The sequence below is a fragment of the Bradyrhizobium sp. SMVTL-02 genome, from assembly GCF_051853005.1.
In the GTDB taxonomy this organism is placed as follows: Bacteria; Pseudomonadota; Alphaproteobacteria; order Rhizobiales; family Xanthobacteraceae; genus Bradyrhizobium.
This window is the reverse complement of record NZ_CP182469.1, coordinates 4,373,859-4,390,334: the sequence shown is the minus strand read 5'-3', so window position 1 is coordinate 4,390,334 and position 16,476 is coordinate 4,373,859. Positions and strand designations below refer to the sequence as shown.

Here is a 16,476-nt window from a genome sequence, read left to right as displayed (position 1 = left end):
TGGAGTGCACCATGTCAAAGACCATTGCGATCCTCGCACCCGGCGCCATGGGCAGCGCCGTGGCCCGCCGTCTCAGCGAAAACGGCGCGCGGGTGCTGACCTCGCTGAAGGGGCGGAGTGAGACGACGCAGAAACGCGCTGCGGACGCCGGCATGATTGGCGCCGAGGACGAGGCGATCGCAGACGCCGACATCATCCTCTCGATCGTGCCGCCGGGTGAAGCCGTTGCACTCGCCGACCGTCTGGCCGCACTGATCGTCCGGCGCGCGAAGAAGCCGGTCGTGGTCGACTGCAACGCGGTCAATGTCGATACCGTGCAACGGATCGAGGAGATCATCGGCTCGGCGCAGGCGCCGTTCGTCGACGGCGGCATCATCGGCTTTCCGCCGCAGCGAGGTGGCAAGAGCCCGGCCTTCTACATGTCCGGCGAGCATGCGAAGGACGTCGCGGCGCTCAGGGATCTCGGCCTCGATATACGGATCGTCGACGGACCGGTCGGCGCCGCCTCCGCCCTGAAAATGTCCTATGCCGGCATCGTCAAGGGCCTCGCCGGCATCGGCTCGGCCATGGTAATTGCGGCGACAAAGGCAGGCGCCGCCGATGCGCTGCGTGATGAACTCGCGCTGAGCCAGCCCGCAATTCTGGCGCGGCTCGAAGTGGCGCTGCCGGACATGATTCCGAAGGCCTATCGCTGGGTCGCGGAGATGCGGGAGATTTCCGGCTTCCTCGGTACGGATCACCCGGCCAGCCAGATCTACGAGGGTTTTGCGCGCTGGTTCGAGCACCTCGCGGAGGATGCGAAGGGCGAGGCTGTGGATGCAGCGCTGATGAAGGCATTCGCGGCAAGCATCGCGCAGAAGAAGACCTAGTCGTCCAGAGCTGCCGAAACCGACTCCGGAAAGCCCTGGATGTCCCGGTCGCGTCTCAAGCGTACAACGTGTGCCGAGCACCGCCCCCATCGTCATTGCGAGCAAAGCGAAGCAATCCAGAGTCTTTCCGCGGAGGGATTCTGGATTGCTTGTGCGCCAGGCAAGCTGGCGTGGTCCAACCGGTGGAAGTCCGGTCCGGGTAAGCGGTAGCGAGCGCCCGGTAGTGAGTGTTGCGTGGCCGTCGGCAACGGCGGCTGCGAAGCGTACACAACGATGCTGTGGGGTGGGCTATTGAGCCGCGAAAGACAGAAACTCGCAGAGGCCGAGCCGGTAAGCAACGTCGAAGGCAACATGTGCGGCGCCGTTATGCGAGGCGCTGACGCTCTGCCGTGGTCGAAGACCCCATCACGCAGCAAAGGACCGCGTCGGAACCTGGGAGGTCCCGCATCTGACCGATGGCAACATGCCCCCAAGGTCCGCATCGGGAAGGCGAGGAGCCAAAGCCGATGACGAACGGATGCGGGAAGTCGGAGGCGGCCGTAGTAGCGTCGAAGCCTGCGAACGAAGCGGAGCGATCCGCGGAGGAGTTGGTGGAGCGAAGGGCCGCGACCAAGGGGAATGCGGACCAGCAAAGCACGCCCCGGACGCCGAGCCGGACAAGCGTGACACAGGCGTTGGAACGCATACGGCGAACTGCAAGGGAAAGGAAGAAGGAGAGGTTCACTGCGCTGCTTCACCACATCACGCCTGAACTGCTCGAGGCGGAGTTCTTCGCGCTGAAGAAGCATGCCGCGCCGGGTGTGGACGGAATGATGTGGCGGGACTACGAGCAAGACCTCAAGGCCAATCTTGAGGACCTGCATGCTCGTGTTCACCGGGGAGCGTACCGGCCGCAGCCGTCGCGGCGGGTCCATATCCCGAAGCAGGATGGGCGGCAGCGGCCGCTGGCGATTGCGTCCCTCGAGGACAAGATCGTTCAGCGGGCAACCGCTACGGTGCTCAACGCGATCTACGAGGAGGACTTCCTCGGGTTCTCGTATGGGTTCCGGCCCGGGCGCAGCGCGCACGATGCGATGGATGCGCTGCTGGTCGGAATCGAGAGCCGGCGGGTGAACTTCATTGTTGACGCCGATATCCGCTCGTTCTTCGACATGGTGGACCAGGAATGGCTCATCCGCTTCGTCGAACATCGGACCGGCGACCAGCGTATCATCCGTCTGATCCGCAAATGGCTCAAGGCGGGTGTTCTCGAAGAAGGAACGGTCAGGGTCAGCGAACAGGGGACGGCACAAGGGGCGGTGATCTCGCCGCTGCTTGCCAACATCTACCTGCACTATGCCCTCGATCTGTGGGCCGAACGCTTCAGACGGCGCGAGGCCGCGGGTGACATGATCATCGTGCGCTACGCTGACGACTTCATCGTCGGCTTCGAGCATGAGAATGAGGCCCGGCACTTCCTCGAAGAATTGCGCAAACGGCTGCAGGAGTTCGCGCTGTCACTGCACCCTGAGAAAACCCGGCTGATCGAGTTCGGACGTCATGCGGAGGACAACCGCAGGCGGCGCGGGCTCGGCAAGCCGGAGACCTTCAACTTCCTCGGCTTCACCTTCATCTGCAGCCGATCCAAGCAAGGCAAGTTCCAGATCAGGCGCAAGTCTCGCAAAGACCGCATGCGGGCGAAACTGCAAGCCGTGAAGCAGGGAATGCGACGGCGTATGCACCAGTCGGTGCTCGAACAGGGCAAATGGCTGCGGCAGGTCGTTACCGGGTACTTCAACTACCACGCGGTACCGACCAACAGCCGAGCGCTCAGCGCCTTCCGCTACTTCGTCACCGAACAATGGAGGCGGATGCTTCGGCGCCGCAGCCAGATTGACGGGACCACGTGGCAGCGGGTCGCGCGGCTTGCCTCCGACTTGCTCCCCAAGCCACAAATCCTCCATCCTTGGCCCCGAACACGCTTCACCGCTACTCACCCGAGGTGGGAGCCGTATGCGGGAAAGCCGCACGTACGGATCTGTGCGGGGGGCGCCCAGCAATGAGCGTCCCTACCGCGACCGCTGCGCTCGCAATGGCGAGGATGAGACGGCGCGGAGGCCATCTGCTATTGTCTCTGCAGACGCAGTTCCTCTGCAAGGGGAGTTCGAATGAGAGTGCTTGTCATCGGCGCGGGGGCGATCGGCGGCTATTACGGAGCTTGCCTTGTCCGGGCTGGCCGCGAGGTGACCTTTCTGGTGCGCGAGAAGCGGGCCGAGCAATTGCGGCGGAATGGATTGCAGGTCGTGAGCCCGCACGGCGACTTCGCCCTGCAGCCGAAGGTCCTTCTGGCCAGCGATCTCAAGGAACCGTTCGACGTCGTGCTCGTCGGCGTGAAGGCCTACTCGCTCGACGAGGCGATGAACCAATTTGCGCCGGCCGTCGGTGCCAACACGATGATCCTGCCCATCCTGAACGGGTTGAAACATATCGACGCTCTGACCGCCAGGTTCGGCGCCGCTCGCGTCCTCGGCGGGCTCGCGAATGTCAGCGCCGGGCTCGATGCGGATGGCCGCGTCGTCCAGTTCATGGCCAACCAGACGATTGTCTTCGGCGAGGTCGAGGGTTCGCTCACCGAGCGCGCGCTCGCCCTGGAGAAGCTGCTCCAGGTTCCCGGCATCGACGTGCGCGCCAGCGAAGCGATCATGCAGGACATGTGGGAGAAGTTCGTCCAGCTCTCGACGCTGGCCGGCATCACCTGCCTGATGCGCGCAAGCATCGGAGACATCCTGGCCGTGCCGAACGGCGAGCAGTCCATCTTCCGCCTGTTTGCGGAATGCTGCACTGTTGCGTCGGCCTCAGGTTTCGAGCCACGCGCACCGTTCATCGAGTTCGACCGAAAACTGTTCACCACGCTGGATTCGCCGCTGAAGGCCTCGATGCTGCGCGATATCGAGCGCGGTTCGATCACCGAGGCAGAACATATCCTGGGCGACATGGCCAATCGGGCCCATACGCTCGGCATCGACACACCGCTGCTGGACCTCGCCCGCGCGCATGTGGCGGCGTATGAGATCGGGCGACGAAGGGCAGGTGGCTAACCCGCGCCGATCAGCGGGATCGCCTCATCGCGTTCGTAGAGATACAACAGGCAGCGCAGCGCCTCGCCGCGCTCGCCCTTCAGCTTCGGATCGTCCTTGAGGATGCGCAGCGCTTCGTCTCTGGCCTGGGCGATGAGCTGGCCGTGAACCTCCGGGCGCGCGATGCGGTAGCCGGGCAGGCCGCTCTGGCGGACCCCTAGTACGTCGCCTTCGCCGCGCAGCTTCAAATCCTCCTCGGCGATGCGGAAGCCGTCGGTGGTCTCGCGGATCACTTTCAGGCGTGCCTTCGACATCTCGCCGAGCGGCTCGCCGTAGAGCAGGATGCAGGTCGAGGCTTCCGATCCGCGTCCGATGCGGCCGCGCAGCTGGTGCAACTGGGCAAGGCCGAAACGTTCGGCATTCTCGATCACCATGATGGTGGCGGCCGGCACGTCGACGCCGACCTCGACCACGGTGGTTGCAACCAGGAGGCCGATCTCGTGCCCGGCGAACTGGCCCATCACCCGGTCCTTCTCGGTGCCCTTCATCTGGCCGTGGACGAGGCCCACGCGGTCGCCGAAACGTTTTTGCAGGCTCTCGAACCGCTTGGTCGCGTTGGTGAGGTGCTCGGTGCCCTCGGCCTCGGATTCCTCCACCAGCGGGCAAATCCAGTAGACCAGCTTGCCGGCTTCGAGCGCGCGGCCCACACCTTCCATGACCTCGCTGATCCGGCTCATCGGCACCGCTCGGGTGTCGATCGGCTGACGGCCGGCCGGCTTTTCGCGCAGCTCGGAGATGTCCATGTCGCCGAAATAGGTCAGCACCAGCGTGCGCGGGATGGGCGTCGCGCTCAGCACCAGCACGTCGACGGCTTCGCCCTTCGAGGTCAGCGCAAGGCGCTCGCGCACGCCAAAGCGGTGCTGCTCGTCGACGACGGCGAGCGCGAGATCCCTGAAGAGCACGTCGTCCTGGATCAGCGCATGGGTGCCGACGAGGAGATCGATCTCGCCCTCGGCAAGCCGGGCGATGATCTCGCGCCGCTCCTTGCCCTTTTCGCGGCCGGTGAGGATCGCGACGCGCAATCCCGCGCGCTCGGCGAGCGGGGCAATGGTCTTGACGTGCTGACGCGCCAGGATTTCGGTTGGCGCCATCAGCGCGGCCTGCTTGCCGACTTCGGCCACGGCTGCGGCCGCGAGCAGGGCCACGACTGTCTTGCCGGAGCCGACGTCGCCCTGGAGCAGCCGCAGCATGCGCACCGGCTGCTTCAGGTCCTCGGCAATGGCGGCGGCGGCGCTGCGCTGGGAGGGTGTGAGTGCGTAAGGAAGAGCGTCGATGATCTTGTTGCGCAGATGCCCGTCGCCGGCATTGCGCACGCCGGCAGGGCGGCGCAGCTGCGCGCGGATCAAGGCGAGTGCGAGCTGGCCGGCCAGGAGCTCGTCGAAGGCGAGGCGCGACCAGAACGGCTGGTCCGGCAATATGTCCGTCAGCTCGACGGGCTGGTGCACGCGATTGAGCGCCTCCGCAATTGGCGGGAAGTGGCAGCGGCGCAGCACGTCGGGGCTGATCCATTCGGGCAGGGCGGGGAGCTTCTGCAGTGCCTGCGCGATCGCGCGGCGGAGCGAGCCGAGCGCAAGACCCTCCGTCAGCGGATAGACGGGGTCGATGCCGGAGAGCTTCGAGATCGCCTCCTCATCCAGCACGCGATCGGGATGCACGATCTGCGGGATGCCGTCATACATCTGCAGCGTGCCGGACACGAAGCGCTTCTCGCCGACCGGCAAAAGCTTCTCGACATAGCCGGGCTTGGCGCGGAAGAAGGTCAGCACGACGTCGCCGGTCTCGTCGCTGGCATAGACCAGATACGGCGCGCGCGAATTGCGCGGCGGAGGTGGGCGGTGGCGATCGACGGTAACCTCCAGCGTCACCATGGTTCCAACGGCCGCGTCGCGGATTTTTGGCCGCGCCCGGCGGTCGATGACCTGGCTCGGCAGGTGCAGCAGCAGGTCGACGAGCCGCGGCGTCTCGTTGCGGCTGAGCAGGTACTGCAACAGCTTGTCCTGCTTCGGACCGACGCCGGGCAGGCTGGTCACGGGAGCAAACAGCGGATTGAGCAGGCTGGGGCGCATGAGAGCGAATCTAGGATCGTTTCGGCCCGTCATGCCCGGCTTTGTGCGGGGCATCCACGTCTTTTTTCGTAGCCCTTCGCGGGCTCCGGCCATGCCAAATCGAGGGCTGACATGGCCACCCCGAGTGGCTATATCAGCCCCGCCCGGCACGTCCGGGCTTTCTGCGTTTGACTGGATTTGAGACATGACGGGAACGACACGATCGAGTAGCGGGCTGGATGACCGCCGCAAGCGGCTTTTGTTCCGCTGCTGGCACCGCGGCACGCGCGAGATGGACCTGATCCTCGGCCGCTTCGCGGACGCCGAGATCGGCAAGCTGTCCGACGCCGAGCTGACGCAGCTCGAGCGGCTGCTCGAGGTCAACGATCCCGATCTCTATGCCGCCATCACCGGCGACAAGGTGCTGCCGGCTGACGTCACCGGTGCGCTGTTTGCCCGCATCAAGGCGTTTCCGATCGCGGATGGCAACGCATGAAGCAGGGAATGAAATCGCCGGCCGAGCTGCTTACGCCCGGCCGCGCGCTGACGCTCGCCAATGTCGCGGAAGGCGCCGAAGGCCTCGTGGTCTCGGATCTCGCCCGCGCGATCGCGGCGCGGCCGAAGAAGCCGGCAGTCAGCCTCGCTGTCGTCTGCCGCGACGGCGGGCGGATGCAGCAGCTCGAACGCGCGCTGCGGTTCTTCGCGCCGGATCTTCCGGTGCTGACCTTTCCGGCCTGGGACTGCCAGCCCTATGACCGCGTCTCGCCGCATGGCGGCATTCTCGCCCAGCGCCTGACCACGCTGGCGCGGCTTGCGTCCCTGACCGGCAGCGACAAGCCGCTGATCGTGCTGACCACGGTGAACGCGGTGGTGCAGCGCGTGCCCGCGCGCGAGCTCGTCGCGGCGCAGGCGCTGTCGGTCGCGCCGGGCAATGTCGTGCCCATGGACACCGTCGTCGCCTGGCTGGAGCACAACGGCTACAATCGCTCGTCCACCGTGCGCGAACCCGGCGAATATGCCGTGCGCGGCGGCATTCTGGACCTCTTTCCGGCCGGCCTCGAGCAGCCGGTCCGCTTCGACTTCTTCGGCGACAGCCTGGAATCGATCCGCTCTTTCGATGCCGAGACCCAGCGCACGCTGCTGGACATGCGCTCGCTCGATCTCGTGCCGGTCTCCGAGTTCCAGCTCGTCACCGATACCATCCGCCGTTTCCGCATGGGCTATGTCGCCGAGTTCGGCGCGCCCGAGCGCGACGATGCGCTGTACGAGGCCGTCAGCGAGGGCCGCCGCCATCCCGGCATGGAGCACTGGCTGCCGCTGTTTCAGGAGCGGATGGACACGCTGTTCGACTATCTGCAGGGCGCCGCCGTTGCGATCGAGCCGCAGGCCGAGGACGCCGTCCGCGAGCGCTTCAAGCAGATTCTCGACTACTATCAGGCCCGCCGCGAGGCGATGGAACATCCCGGCGCCGGCGCGATCTACAAGCCGCTGCCGCCCGACCGGCTCTATCTGACCGACGAGGAATGGACCAAGCGCCTCGGCGAGATCCCGCTGGCCCGGCTGACGCCGTTCTCGGTGCCGACAGACGGAACCAGCGTCGTCGATGCCGGCGCGCGCAAGGGCCGCGACTTCGCGCCGGAGCGCAACGACACCACCGTCAACGTGTTCGAGTCCGTCGTCAGCCACGTCATGGCGCTGCAGGCGCAGCGCAAGAAGGTCGTGATCGCGCTCTGGACCGAAGGCTCGCGCGACCGCATGACCTCCATGCTGCGTGACCACAAGCTCGCCCATACCACCAGCGTCAACAGCTGGCGCACGGTGCAGGCGACCCCGCGCAACGAGACCATGCTCGCCGTGCTCGGCCTCGAGAGCGGTTTCGAGACCGACGAGATCGCTGTCATCAGCGAGCAGGACATTCTGGGCGACCGCCTGGTGCGGCCGCGCAAGGCGAGCCGCAAGCTCGACAATTTCATCTCGGAGGTGACGAGCCTTGCCGCCGGCGACATCGTCGTCCATGTCGAGCACGGCATCGGCCGCTTCATCGGCCTGCAGACGCTCGATGTTGCCGGCGCGCCGCATGACTGCCTCGAGCTGCATTATGCTGCTGAGACAAAGCTGTTCTTGCCCGTCGAGAACATCGAGCTGTTGTCGCGGTACGGCTCCGACCAGACCACGGTCGAGCTGGATCGTCTGGGTGGCTCGGGCTGGCAGACCCGCAAGGCGAAGCTGAAGAACCGGATCCGCGAGATCGCGGGCGAGCTGATCAAGATCGCGGCCGAGCGGATGCTGCACGAGGCGCCGAAACTGCCGGTGCAGCAGGGCCTCTATGACGAGTTCTGCGCGCGCTTCCCGTATGACGAGACCGAGGACCAGCTCGGCGCGATCGAGTCCACGCTGAGGGACCTCGAAAAGGGCCGCCCGATGGATCGCCTGATCTGCGGCGACGTCGGATTTGGCAAGACCGAGGTCGCGCTGCGTGCCGCCTTCGCCGTCGCACTCGACGGCAAGCAGGTCGCGGTCGTGGTGCCGACCACGCTCCTGGCGCGCCAGCACTACCGGACCTTCAGCGAGCGCTTCAAAGGGTTCCCGGTCAACGTCGCACAAGCCTCACGCCTGATCCCCACAAAACAGCTCAACGAGGTCAAGAAGGGCATTGCCGACGGCTCCGTCGACATCGTCGTCGGCACCCATGCTCTGCTCGGCAAGGCGATCAAGTTCCGCGACCTTGGCCTCCTGATCGTCGACGAGGAGCAGCACTTTGGTGTCAGCCACAAGGAGCGGCTGAAGGCGCTGCGCGCCGAGGTGCACGTGCTGACGCTGTCGGCGACGCCGATCCCGCGCACGCTGCAGCTTGCGCTGACCGGCGTGCGCGAGCTCTCGATCATCGCCTCGCCGCCGGTTGATCGCCTCGCGGTCCGCACCTTCGTCGCCCCGCACGATCCCCTGATGATCCGCGAGGCGCTGCTGCGCGAGCGCTATCGCGGCGGCCAGGCGTTCTACGTGGTGCCGCGCATCGATGACCTCGCGGAGGTCAAGGATTTCCTGGACAAGAACGTGCCGGAGATGAAGGTCGCGGTCGCACACGGCCAGATGCCGCCCGCCGTGATCGAGGACATCATGACCGCGTTCTACGACGGCAAGTTCGACATCCTGCTGTCGACCACCATCGTAGAGTCCGGCCTCGACATCCCCAACGCCAATACGCTGATCGTGCACCGCGCCGACATGTTCGGTCTCGCCCAGCTCTACCAGCTCCGTGGCCGCGTCGGCCGCTCGAAGCTGCGCGCCTACGCGCTGTTCACCTTGCCGGCGCAGCAGAAGATCACGGCGCAGGCCGAGCGCAGGCTCACCGTGCTGCAATCGCTGGAGACGCTGGGTGCGGGCTTCCAGCTCGCCTCGCACGACCTCGACATCCGCGGCGCCGGCAATCTCCTGGGCGAGGAACAGTCCGGCCACATCAAGGAGGTCGGCTTCGAGCTCTATCAGTCGATGCTGGAGGAGGCGATCGTCAACCTCAAGGCCGGCGTCTCCGAGCCCGCCGCCGACCGCTGGTCGCCGTCGATCACCATCGGCATGCCGGTGCTCATCCCGGAGGATTACGTCAGCGACCTCTCGGTGCGCCTGTCGCTGTACCGGCGGCTCGCTGATCTCGACACCGAGGAGGAGATCGAGAACTTTGGCGCTGAGATGCGCGACCGCTTCGGCGTGCTGCCGGACGAGGTGCGCTACCTCTTCAAAGTCGCTGCGATCAAGGCGTTCTGCCGCAGGGCCAATGTCGAGAAGATCGATGCCGGCCCGAAGGGTGCGGTCATCGTCTTCCGCGACAATTCCTTCGCCTATCCCGATCGTCTCGTCACCTTCATCCGCAGCTACGGCCAGGCCGCCAAGGTGCGGCCCGACATGAAGGTGGTGTTCCTGCAGGACTGGGAGACGCCGGAAGAGCGCCTCGCCGGCACCACCGAGATCATGCGCCAGCTGGCGCAACTCGCAGAAAGCAAGAAGGCGGCCTAGCGCACCAGCCTCGCCACGTCATTGCGAGGAGCCCTTGCGACGACGCAATCCAGAAGCTTTCCACGGAGACAGTTTGGATTGCTTCGCTGCGCTCGCAATGACGGTGGTTGTTAGGGCAGCTCGCGAGAGAGCTAGGACGCCGCCCTTGATGGGTCAGCCGAGAGCCGCGCCAGCAGTGACCTTGCCGTGTCCGATGGCGAGAGCGAGTCGACGCTGATCACGGGATCGCTGCGCATCTCGTGCTTGCCGTTCGACGTATGCCGCATCACCGCCGACAGCCGGCGGGCGATCATGTGCGCGGTGCGGAAATCGGTCTCCGCGAACACGACGATGACCGAGCCGTCCTTCTGGGCCACGCCGAAATCCATCTGCCGCATCAGGCGGCTGAGGATGCGGGCGGCATCGAGCTGGGCGCGGGGATTGTTGGGATCGAAGGCGAAGCGCGCCACCGACAGGCCGCCGCCGCGGGCCTGCGTCTGCTCGACCGCCTTGGCAAAATCGCGGGCGAAGGCTTCCGTGGTGAGCAGGCCGCTGCGCGCATCGAGCCAGCCGCCGGCGTCGATCGAGCGCAGGGTGCGGCTCAGCTGTGCCTCCATCGCGTGCTGGCGGATCAGCGGCAGCGCGTTGGCGGCGATCCTCGTCGGCTCGCCCCCGATCAGCTCGAGATTGGGCAGGTCGTAGGTCTCAGTCAGCTGGTGCGCGGTCACGACCACGGGCAGGGTGCGGAAGCGGGTGTCCTCGGCGAGCACGGTGAGGAAGGCATCGGTCACGCGCGCGGTGAAGCCTTCGGCGAGCACGACGCCGTCGATGTCGCGGGTGTTGAGATGCTTCGCTGCGGCCTCGATTGAGAGCGCGCCGACCACGCCAACGCGCTCGCCGAGCGCGACGGAGAGCGCGGGATAGGCCGCGCCGCGGCCGATCAGGAGCACGGTGGCATCGCGCGACGGATCGCCCTCGGGCAGCGCAACCTTCGCCTCGGGCAGCCGGCGCAGCACGGTCGAATGCAAGGTGCGGACGCGCAGCGCGGCGCGTAAGCGCGCACTCAGGCGATCGGGATGGCCGCCGCGCGAAGCGAAGGGCAAGGCGTTGTGCGGCAACGTGCCCGCCGCATCCAGAGCCACGAAGGGAAGGTAGGGAGATTGGTCGGCGATCTTCCTGGCGAGCAACGCCAGATGCGGCTCATGTCCGCTGTGCATCGCGGCGAGCACCGCGGCCGGCTGCACCTGCTCGACCGCGCGCGTCGCGCTGGCCCAGTCGGTGTCGACCACGGGGAAGAGCCGGGCCTCGTCCAGCGCCGCAACGAAGGCGGGACGCCCGGCATTGGACACAAACAGGATAGGGCCCGCCTGGGACATCGAAAAACTCTGATCACGCAACAGGTGCTGCGCAATCTAGTTTGGTCGCCTTAATGCGGCGTCAACGGAGCCTTAATGCGGCCTCAACGGAGCCCTTGAAACTGTGTTCAAGCCGGCCCGGAGCGGTCGCGAAAAGCCTCGACCATCAGGGGGTTGAGTCCGAGCTCGCTGAGCGCCTCGCGGGCGCGCGCATTGTCCTGGGCCCGTCCTGCCAGCCGGTGCCCGGAGAGGCGGTCGGGCAGCGCAGTGAGCAGGGCGCCCTGGCCGAGTCGGCGCGCCCATTCCTGGAGGTCGTTGGAGAGGAAACGGTAGCCGCCGACGGCCATGATGCCGGAGGGCGGTGCGGTGATACAGATCGCGCCGCTCGCCCGGTCGAGCCGCGCCGCATAGCCGGTGTCCACATAGTCCCGCGGCGGCTGAGCGATCAGTGTCTCGCCGACCGGCCGCGGCGGGGCATACGCCGCGATCGGCACCATGGCACCGCGCAGGCCGAGCGTGCCCTTCGGCGTCACCAGGATCTCGCCCGCGATGGAGGAGCCGGCCTGTTCGCGCGGCGCGCCGTGCGGCCCCGGCATCACCGGCACCGGCATGCCGTCCTCGCCGCGGCGGGCGCCGAACAATCCGGCCTCGCCGAACAAATAGACGTCGGTGAGCGGCGCATGCGGCGCGATCCAGGCATCGCTCGCCGCCACCTGCTCCGGCGCGCGCCACAGGCCGATGACGTTGCGCAACGTCGGCATCCGCGCCGCCAGATCAGCATCGCCGAGCCGCAGCGCGAGCTGCGCCGGCGCGATCAGCACCCCGCATTCGTGCATGTTGATCTGCTGCTCCAGCACGTCGTTATCGAACGGGTGATGCAGCGCCAGCGTGCCGCCCGACAGCAGCCACACCGCGAGCGAGGAGGCGAGGCCCGCGAACGACATCGGCGTGAACGCCGCCATCACCGTCGCGCCCTGCTTGACGTCGGCTTCGAGCGACATCGCAAGACCGCCGGCGATCAGGCTGAAATGCGGCCGCGGCACCGGGCGAAAGCCCTCCGCGGTGACGTCGAAGGAGATCATCGCCGCCTTGCGGCCGTCCTGGATCACGGCGCGCGTGGTGCCGGGCGGTCGTGCCAGCACGTCGTCGAGCGAGGCCATGCCTTCGGGCAGGTCGCGTCCGAAGCCGTAGACATGACGGATCGAGAACGCCTCGGCGGCGGCGTGCATCGCGAGGTCGGCATAGCTGACGCCATCGACCGTGCTCATGGTGACGATGGCGCGCGCCGCGGTGCGGTTGAGCGCCGCGGTCAGCTCCGCGTGCCGCCACAGCAGCGGCAGCACGGCGACGACGAGGCCGGCGCGATGAGCGGCGAGCACGGTGAGCACGAACTCGACCGTGCTGGGCAACTGGATCGCGATGACGGAATTGGCCGGCAGGCCCGATTCGACGAAATGGGCCGACAGCGCCTCGATGGCGGTGTCGGCCTCGGCATAGCTCATCCGCCGCGGCTGATGTCCGGTGATGCGCGCCTTGTTGAGGGGGTCGAGCAGAGCGGTCGCGTGCGGCTGCCGCATCAGCGTGCGCTGAAACAACGTGTCGAGCGTCGGCGATACGGCTGGCTGGTTCACGGCGTCACTTCGTTTGCGTCGCTTGAGGCTCACCCTTCGACCACCAGGTCTCCGGCAAAAAGCCGGACAGCGCGGTGGCCTTTGGCCGTTCTATCCGATTCCAGCGCGCGATCCATTGCTCGGATACGTTAAACAGCGGGATTGTGTAGCAGCCCGCGATCAGGGCGCGGTCCAGCGCGCGCACCGCCGAGACGAATTCCGTATGTTCACGGGCCTCCAGCAGGGCGCCGATCATGGCATCGATGGCGGGATCCCTGGCGCCCATGTAGTTGCGGGTGCCAGGATTGTCGGCGGCAGCGCTGCCCCAATAGAAATACTGCTCGTTCCCGGGCGACAACGACTGGTCCCAGCGGTTCTGGATCATGTCGAACTCGTAAGCGAGCCGGCGCTGGTCGAATTGCACGGGATCGACCGCGCGCACGCTGGCCTCGATGCCGGCGCGCCTGAGGTCGCGCTGGAAGGCGAGCGCGATGCGCTCCTGGTCGCGGGTGGTGACCATGATCTCGAAGGTGAAGGGCGCCCTGGTCGCGCCGTTGCGCAGCACGGTGCCGTCGAGATCGTAGCCGGCCTCTGACAGCAGTTTCAGCGCGGCGCGCAGCGTGGTGCGGTCGCGGCCCGAACCATCGGTTACCGGCAGGCGGTAGCTGCCGTCCATGACGTCGGGCGGAATTCGTGCGGCGAAGGGTTTGAGCAGCTCGCGCTCGCGCGCATCTGCAGGCCTGCCATAGGCCGACAGCTCCGAGCCGGCGAAATAGCCGGCGACCCGCGAATAGAGGCCAAAGAAATAGTTGCGGTTGACCAGCTCGAAATCGAACAGCAGCGTCAGGGCCCGGCGCACGCGGATGTCGGCGAAGACCGGGCGGCGCGTGTTGAAGACCAGGAATTCGGACGGCTGCGGCGTACCTGGCCTGATGGTGTCGCGGATCACCTCGCCGCTCCGGGCGGCCGGAAAATCGTAGCCGTCGTGCCAGCGCAAGGGCTCGGGCTCGACGCGGAAATCGTAAAGGCCGCGCTTGAAGGCTTCGAACTGGCCGTTGGCCTCGCGAAAATAGTCGAGCCTGATCTCGTCGAAATTGTAGAGCCCGCGATTGATGGGGAGGTCGCGGCCCCAATAATCGGGATTGCGCGTGAGCGTCACGCTCGCGCCAGCTTTCATCGCCGTGACGCGGTAGGGGCCGGAGCCAACCGGACCCGTCAGCGTCGTCTCCTCGAAGGTCGCGACATCGACCGCATGCTTCGGCAGGATCGGCATCAGGCCGAGGATCAGCGGCAGCTCGCGGTCATTGGCCCCGGTGAGATCGAAGCGGACGGTGAGGGAATCGGTTGCCTCAGCCTTGGTGGCCTTGGCATAGTATTGCCGCAGGTTCGGACGGCCGCGGTCGCGCAGCAACTGCCAGGAGAACAGCACGTCCTCGGCCGTTACCGGCTTGCCGTCGGAGAAGCGGGCACGGGGATCGAGGCGGAACGTGACATAGGTCCGGTTGTCGTCGGTCTCGACGGTCCTCGCGAGCAGTCCATAAAGCGTGAAGGGCTCGTTCTGGCCGCGCGCAAGCAGGCTCTCGACGACGTAGCTGCGCATCTGATGCACGGGCAATCCCTTCACGATGAAGGGATTGAGACTGTCGAAGGTTCCGAGAATGCCCCAGATCAGCCGGCCGCCCTTGCGGGCATCGGGATTGGCGTAGGGCATGTGGCTGAAATCGGCCGGCATCGCCGGCTTGCCGTGCATGGCGATGGCATGGGCTTCCTCGGCCCGTGCAGCACCCGCCGACAGGCCCCAAGTGAGCGCAGAAGTGAGCACGCAAGCGAGCGCAAAGGCAAGCGCGCAGAGCCGGCGACCGGGGCCCTCGAAGAGGCGCTGGAACATGAACATCGGCATACGTTGATTCGAGGACCCGCGGGCCCGAATCCTATCACAGGGATTTTCACCGGGCGCGGCTGCGGATGTGGTCAAAGGCGCTTGTCGGCATTGATCTTTTCGTCGGCCACGTTAAGAAGGCACCCAATCGCGCAAGAGCGCCGAGCCCGTCACTTATCCGCCTCAATTGACGGGGAGAGAGCCGCGCCCAAGGCGGCTTGGTTCGGTGCTTCGGAGCGGTTCGGGCACTTCCCGTTCAGAAAGGGTTTTCTGCAATGAATTTCCGTTATTTGGCCGCGTCCGTCCGGCCGCGCGGGCGACTTCTCGCCTTGTTGACGGCGACGGCGTTGGCCGTTCCGTTTGCTGCCGAAGCCCAGACCCCGGCGCCGGCCCCCGGTGCGCCCGCCGCGCCCAAGGCGGCTCCGGCCCCGAAGGCGGCAGCTCCGAAGGCTGCCCCCAAGGCTCCGGCGCCCGCCCAGGCGCAGCCGGCCCAGCAGGCTCCCGCGCAGGGCGCTCCGGCGCAGCAGGGTGCGGCTCAGCCGGCCGACCAGCAGATCCAGCTGATCTACGCGCCCTGGACCAAGTTCTGCCTCAAGGGCCAGGACGCCAACGCCAAGCAGGTCTGCTTCACCGGCAAGGACGGCCGCATCGAATCGGGCCAGCCGGTGATCGCCGCCGTGATCATCGAGCCGGAAGGCGAGCCGAAGAAGATCCTGCGCGTGACGCTGCCGCTCGGCATGCAGCTCGTGCACGGCACCCGCATCATCGTGGACAGCAACGCGCCCTTGCAGCAACCGTATGTGATCTGCTTCCAGAACGGCTGCATGTCCGATTACGAGGCCACGCCCGAGCTCATCAACAACATGAAGAAGGGCCAGAATCTCGTTGTCCAGGCGATCAACGCCAACGGCGCGCCGCTGACCCTGCCGCTGCCGCTCGCCGGCGAATTCCAGAAGGCCTATGACGGTCCGCCGACCGATCCGAAGGTGTTCGAGGAAACCCAGAAGAAGCTCCAGGAAGAGCTTCAGAAGAAGGCTGACGAGCAGCGCAAGAAGCTCGAGCAGCAGGGCGGCGCGCCCGGCGCACCTCCGACTGCCCAGAAATAACTGGGACCCAATCCCGGACATGAAAAAGGCGCTCATTCGAGCGCCTTTTTTGCCGGCCCGCCATGTCCGGGCGAAGATCAGTTCAGCGACGGATTGCGCGGGCGGTAGCCGCCATCCTTGTTCTTGATGAAGATCTCGGCGACCTGGGAATGCCGGACCGGCTCGCCGGAATCATCCGGCAGCAGGTTCTGCTCTGAGACATAGGCGACGTATTCCGACTCCGCGTTCTCCGCGAGCAGGTGGTAGAACGGCTGGTCCTTGTGGGGCCGCACCTCCTCAGGGATCGACAGCCACCACTCCTCGGTGTTGTTGAACTCCGGATCGATGTCGAAGATCACGCCCCGGAACGAGAAGATCCGGTGGCGGACGACCTGTCCGATCTGGAATTTGGCGGTCCTCGCTTTAATCATTCCCCGTCGATAGACCAGGATTGTGGCCGATGCTAGTGGCCTTAGCTGGAATTAACCTCCGCGTAAGGGGCGGATAGCCCCAAAGTGCTCAGAAAA

At 66.3% G+C, this 16,476-nt stretch carries 11 protein-coding genes; 6 read left to right on the top strand and 5 right to left on the bottom strand.

What is annotated here, in order from left to right:
• The first annotated feature begins 11 nt into the window (after positions 1–11).
• The 3 genes from ACNJYB_RS20695 to panE all read left to right on the top strand — a co-directional run bounded on the left by ACNJYB_RS20695 (position 12) and on the right by panE (position 3,946).
• Positions 12–869 (top strand): DUF1932 domain-containing protein, encoded by an 858-nt coding sequence (locus tag ACNJYB_RS20695; protein ID WP_439368146.1) that lies wholly within the window; start codon positions 12–14, stop codon positions 867–869.
• A gap of 662 nt (positions 870–1,531) precedes the next feature.
• On the top strand, positions 1,532–2,911 hold the full coding sequence (gene ltrA / locus ACNJYB_RS20690) for a group II intron reverse transcriptase/maturase (RefSeq protein WP_439368145.1): 1,380 nt from the start codon (positions 1,532–1,534) through the stop codon (positions 2,909–2,911).
• Between the two features lie 105 nt (positions 2,912–3,016).
• A complete protein-coding gene (gene panE / locus ACNJYB_RS20685; protein WP_439368144.1) occupies positions 3,017–3,946 on the top strand; it encodes a 2-dehydropantoate 2-reductase in 930 nt (309 codons plus the stop codon).
• Here the strand turns inward: panE and recG are convergent.
• Complete coding sequence (gene recG, locus ACNJYB_RS20680) at positions 3,943–6,051, bottom strand: ATP-dependent DNA helicase RecG (protein ID WP_439368143.1); 2,109 nt, start codon at positions 6,049–6,051, stop codon at positions 3,943–3,945. The genes panE and recG overlap by 4 nt on opposite strands.
• 184 nt (positions 6,052–6,235) lie before the next feature.
• Here recG and ACNJYB_RS20675 point away from each other — a divergent pair, with 184 nt between their 5' ends.
• Together ACNJYB_RS20675 and mfd are read left to right on the top strand one after the other, a co-directional pair.
• Positions 6,236–6,526, top strand: coding sequence for a succinate dehydrogenase assembly factor 2 (locus ACNJYB_RS20675; RefSeq protein WP_439368142.1), 291 nt, complete (start codon positions 6,236–6,238; stop codon positions 6,524–6,526).
• Positions 6,523–10,041: a transcription-repair coupling factor gene (mfd, locus tag ACNJYB_RS20670; RefSeq protein ID WP_439368140.1), complete on the top strand. Its 3,519-nt coding sequence runs from the start codon at positions 6,523–6,525 to the stop codon at positions 10,039–10,041. The genes ACNJYB_RS20675 and mfd overlap by 4 nt, the downstream gene beginning before the upstream one ends.
• 131 nt (positions 10,042–10,172) lie before the next feature.
• Here the strand turns inward: mfd and ACNJYB_RS20665 are convergent, their stop codons facing one another.
• From ACNJYB_RS20665 to ACNJYB_RS20655, 3 genes are all read right to left on the bottom strand, one after another.
• The gene (locus tag ACNJYB_RS20665; protein WP_439368139.1) at positions 10,173–11,396 is read right to left on the bottom strand and encodes a GGDEF domain-containing protein; all 1,224 of its coding nucleotides are present in this window, start codon (positions 11,394–11,396) and stop codon (positions 10,173–10,175) included.
• 107 nt (positions 11,397–11,503) lie between these two features.
• Positions 11,504–13,006, bottom strand: coding sequence for an AMP-binding protein (locus ACNJYB_RS20660; protein ID WP_439368138.1), 1,503 nt, complete (start codon positions 13,004–13,006; stop codon positions 11,504–11,506).
• Between the two features lie 4 nt (positions 13,007–13,010).
• Positions 13,011–14,879 carry an extracellular solute-binding protein gene (locus ACNJYB_RS20655; protein ID WP_439375607.1) on the bottom strand — a complete coding sequence of 623 codons (1,869 nt, stop codon included), beginning with the start codon at positions 14,877–14,879 and terminating at the stop codon, positions 13,011–13,013.
• A gap of 260 nt (positions 14,880–15,139) precedes the next feature.
• On the opposite strand from ACNJYB_RS20655, the gene ACNJYB_RS20650 reads away from it, so the two are divergent.
• Positions 15,140–15,970, top strand: coding sequence for an invasion associated locus B family protein (locus ACNJYB_RS20650; protein WP_439368137.1), 831 nt, complete (start codon positions 15,140–15,142; stop codon positions 15,968–15,970).
• Between the two features lie 77 nt (positions 15,971–16,047).
• On the opposite strand, the gene hspQ is transcribed toward ACNJYB_RS20650, so the two are convergent.
• Entirely contained in the window at positions 16,048–16,380 is a 333-nt protein-coding gene (gene hspQ / locus ACNJYB_RS20645) for a heat shock protein HspQ (RefSeq protein ID WP_126257599.1), read from the bottom strand.
• Positions 16,381–16,476: the final 96 nt, after the last annotated feature.

Bases quoted from the DNA above. Each gene is read 5' to 3' on its own strand.
- ACNJYB_RS20695 (WP_439368146.1), top strand. From the start codon at position 12: ATGTCAAAGACCATTGCGATCCTCGCACCCGGCGCCATGGGCAGCGCC.
- panE (WP_439368144.1), top strand. From the start codon at position 3,017: ATGAGAGTGCTTGTCATCGGCGCGGGGGCGATCGGCGGCTATTACGGA.
- recG (WP_439368143.1), bottom strand. From the start codon at position 6,051: ATGCGCCCCAGCCTGCTCAATCCGCTGTTTGCTCCCGTGACCAGCCTG.
- ACNJYB_RS20675 (WP_439368142.1), top strand. From the start codon at position 6,236: ATGACGGGAACGACACGATCGAGTAGCGGGCTGGATGACCGCCGCAAG.
- mfd (WP_439368140.1), top strand. From the start codon at position 6,523: ATGAAGCAGGGAATGAAATCGCCGGCCGAGCTGCTTACGCCCGGCCGC.
- ACNJYB_RS20665 (WP_439368139.1), bottom strand. From the start codon at position 11,396: ATGTCCCAGGCGGGCCCTATCCTGTTTGTGTCCAATGCCGGGCGTCCC.
- ACNJYB_RS20655 (WP_439375607.1), bottom strand. From the start codon at position 14,879: ATGTTCATGTTCCAGCGCCTCTTCGAGGGCCCCGGTCGCCGGCTCTGC.
- ACNJYB_RS20650 (WP_439368137.1), top strand. From the start codon at position 15,140: ATGAATTTCCGTTATTTGGCCGCGTCCGTCCGGCCGCGCGGGCGACTT.
- hspQ (WP_126257599.1), bottom strand. From the start codon at position 16,380: ATGATTAAAGCGAGGACCGCCAAATTCCAGATCGGACAGGTCGTCCGC.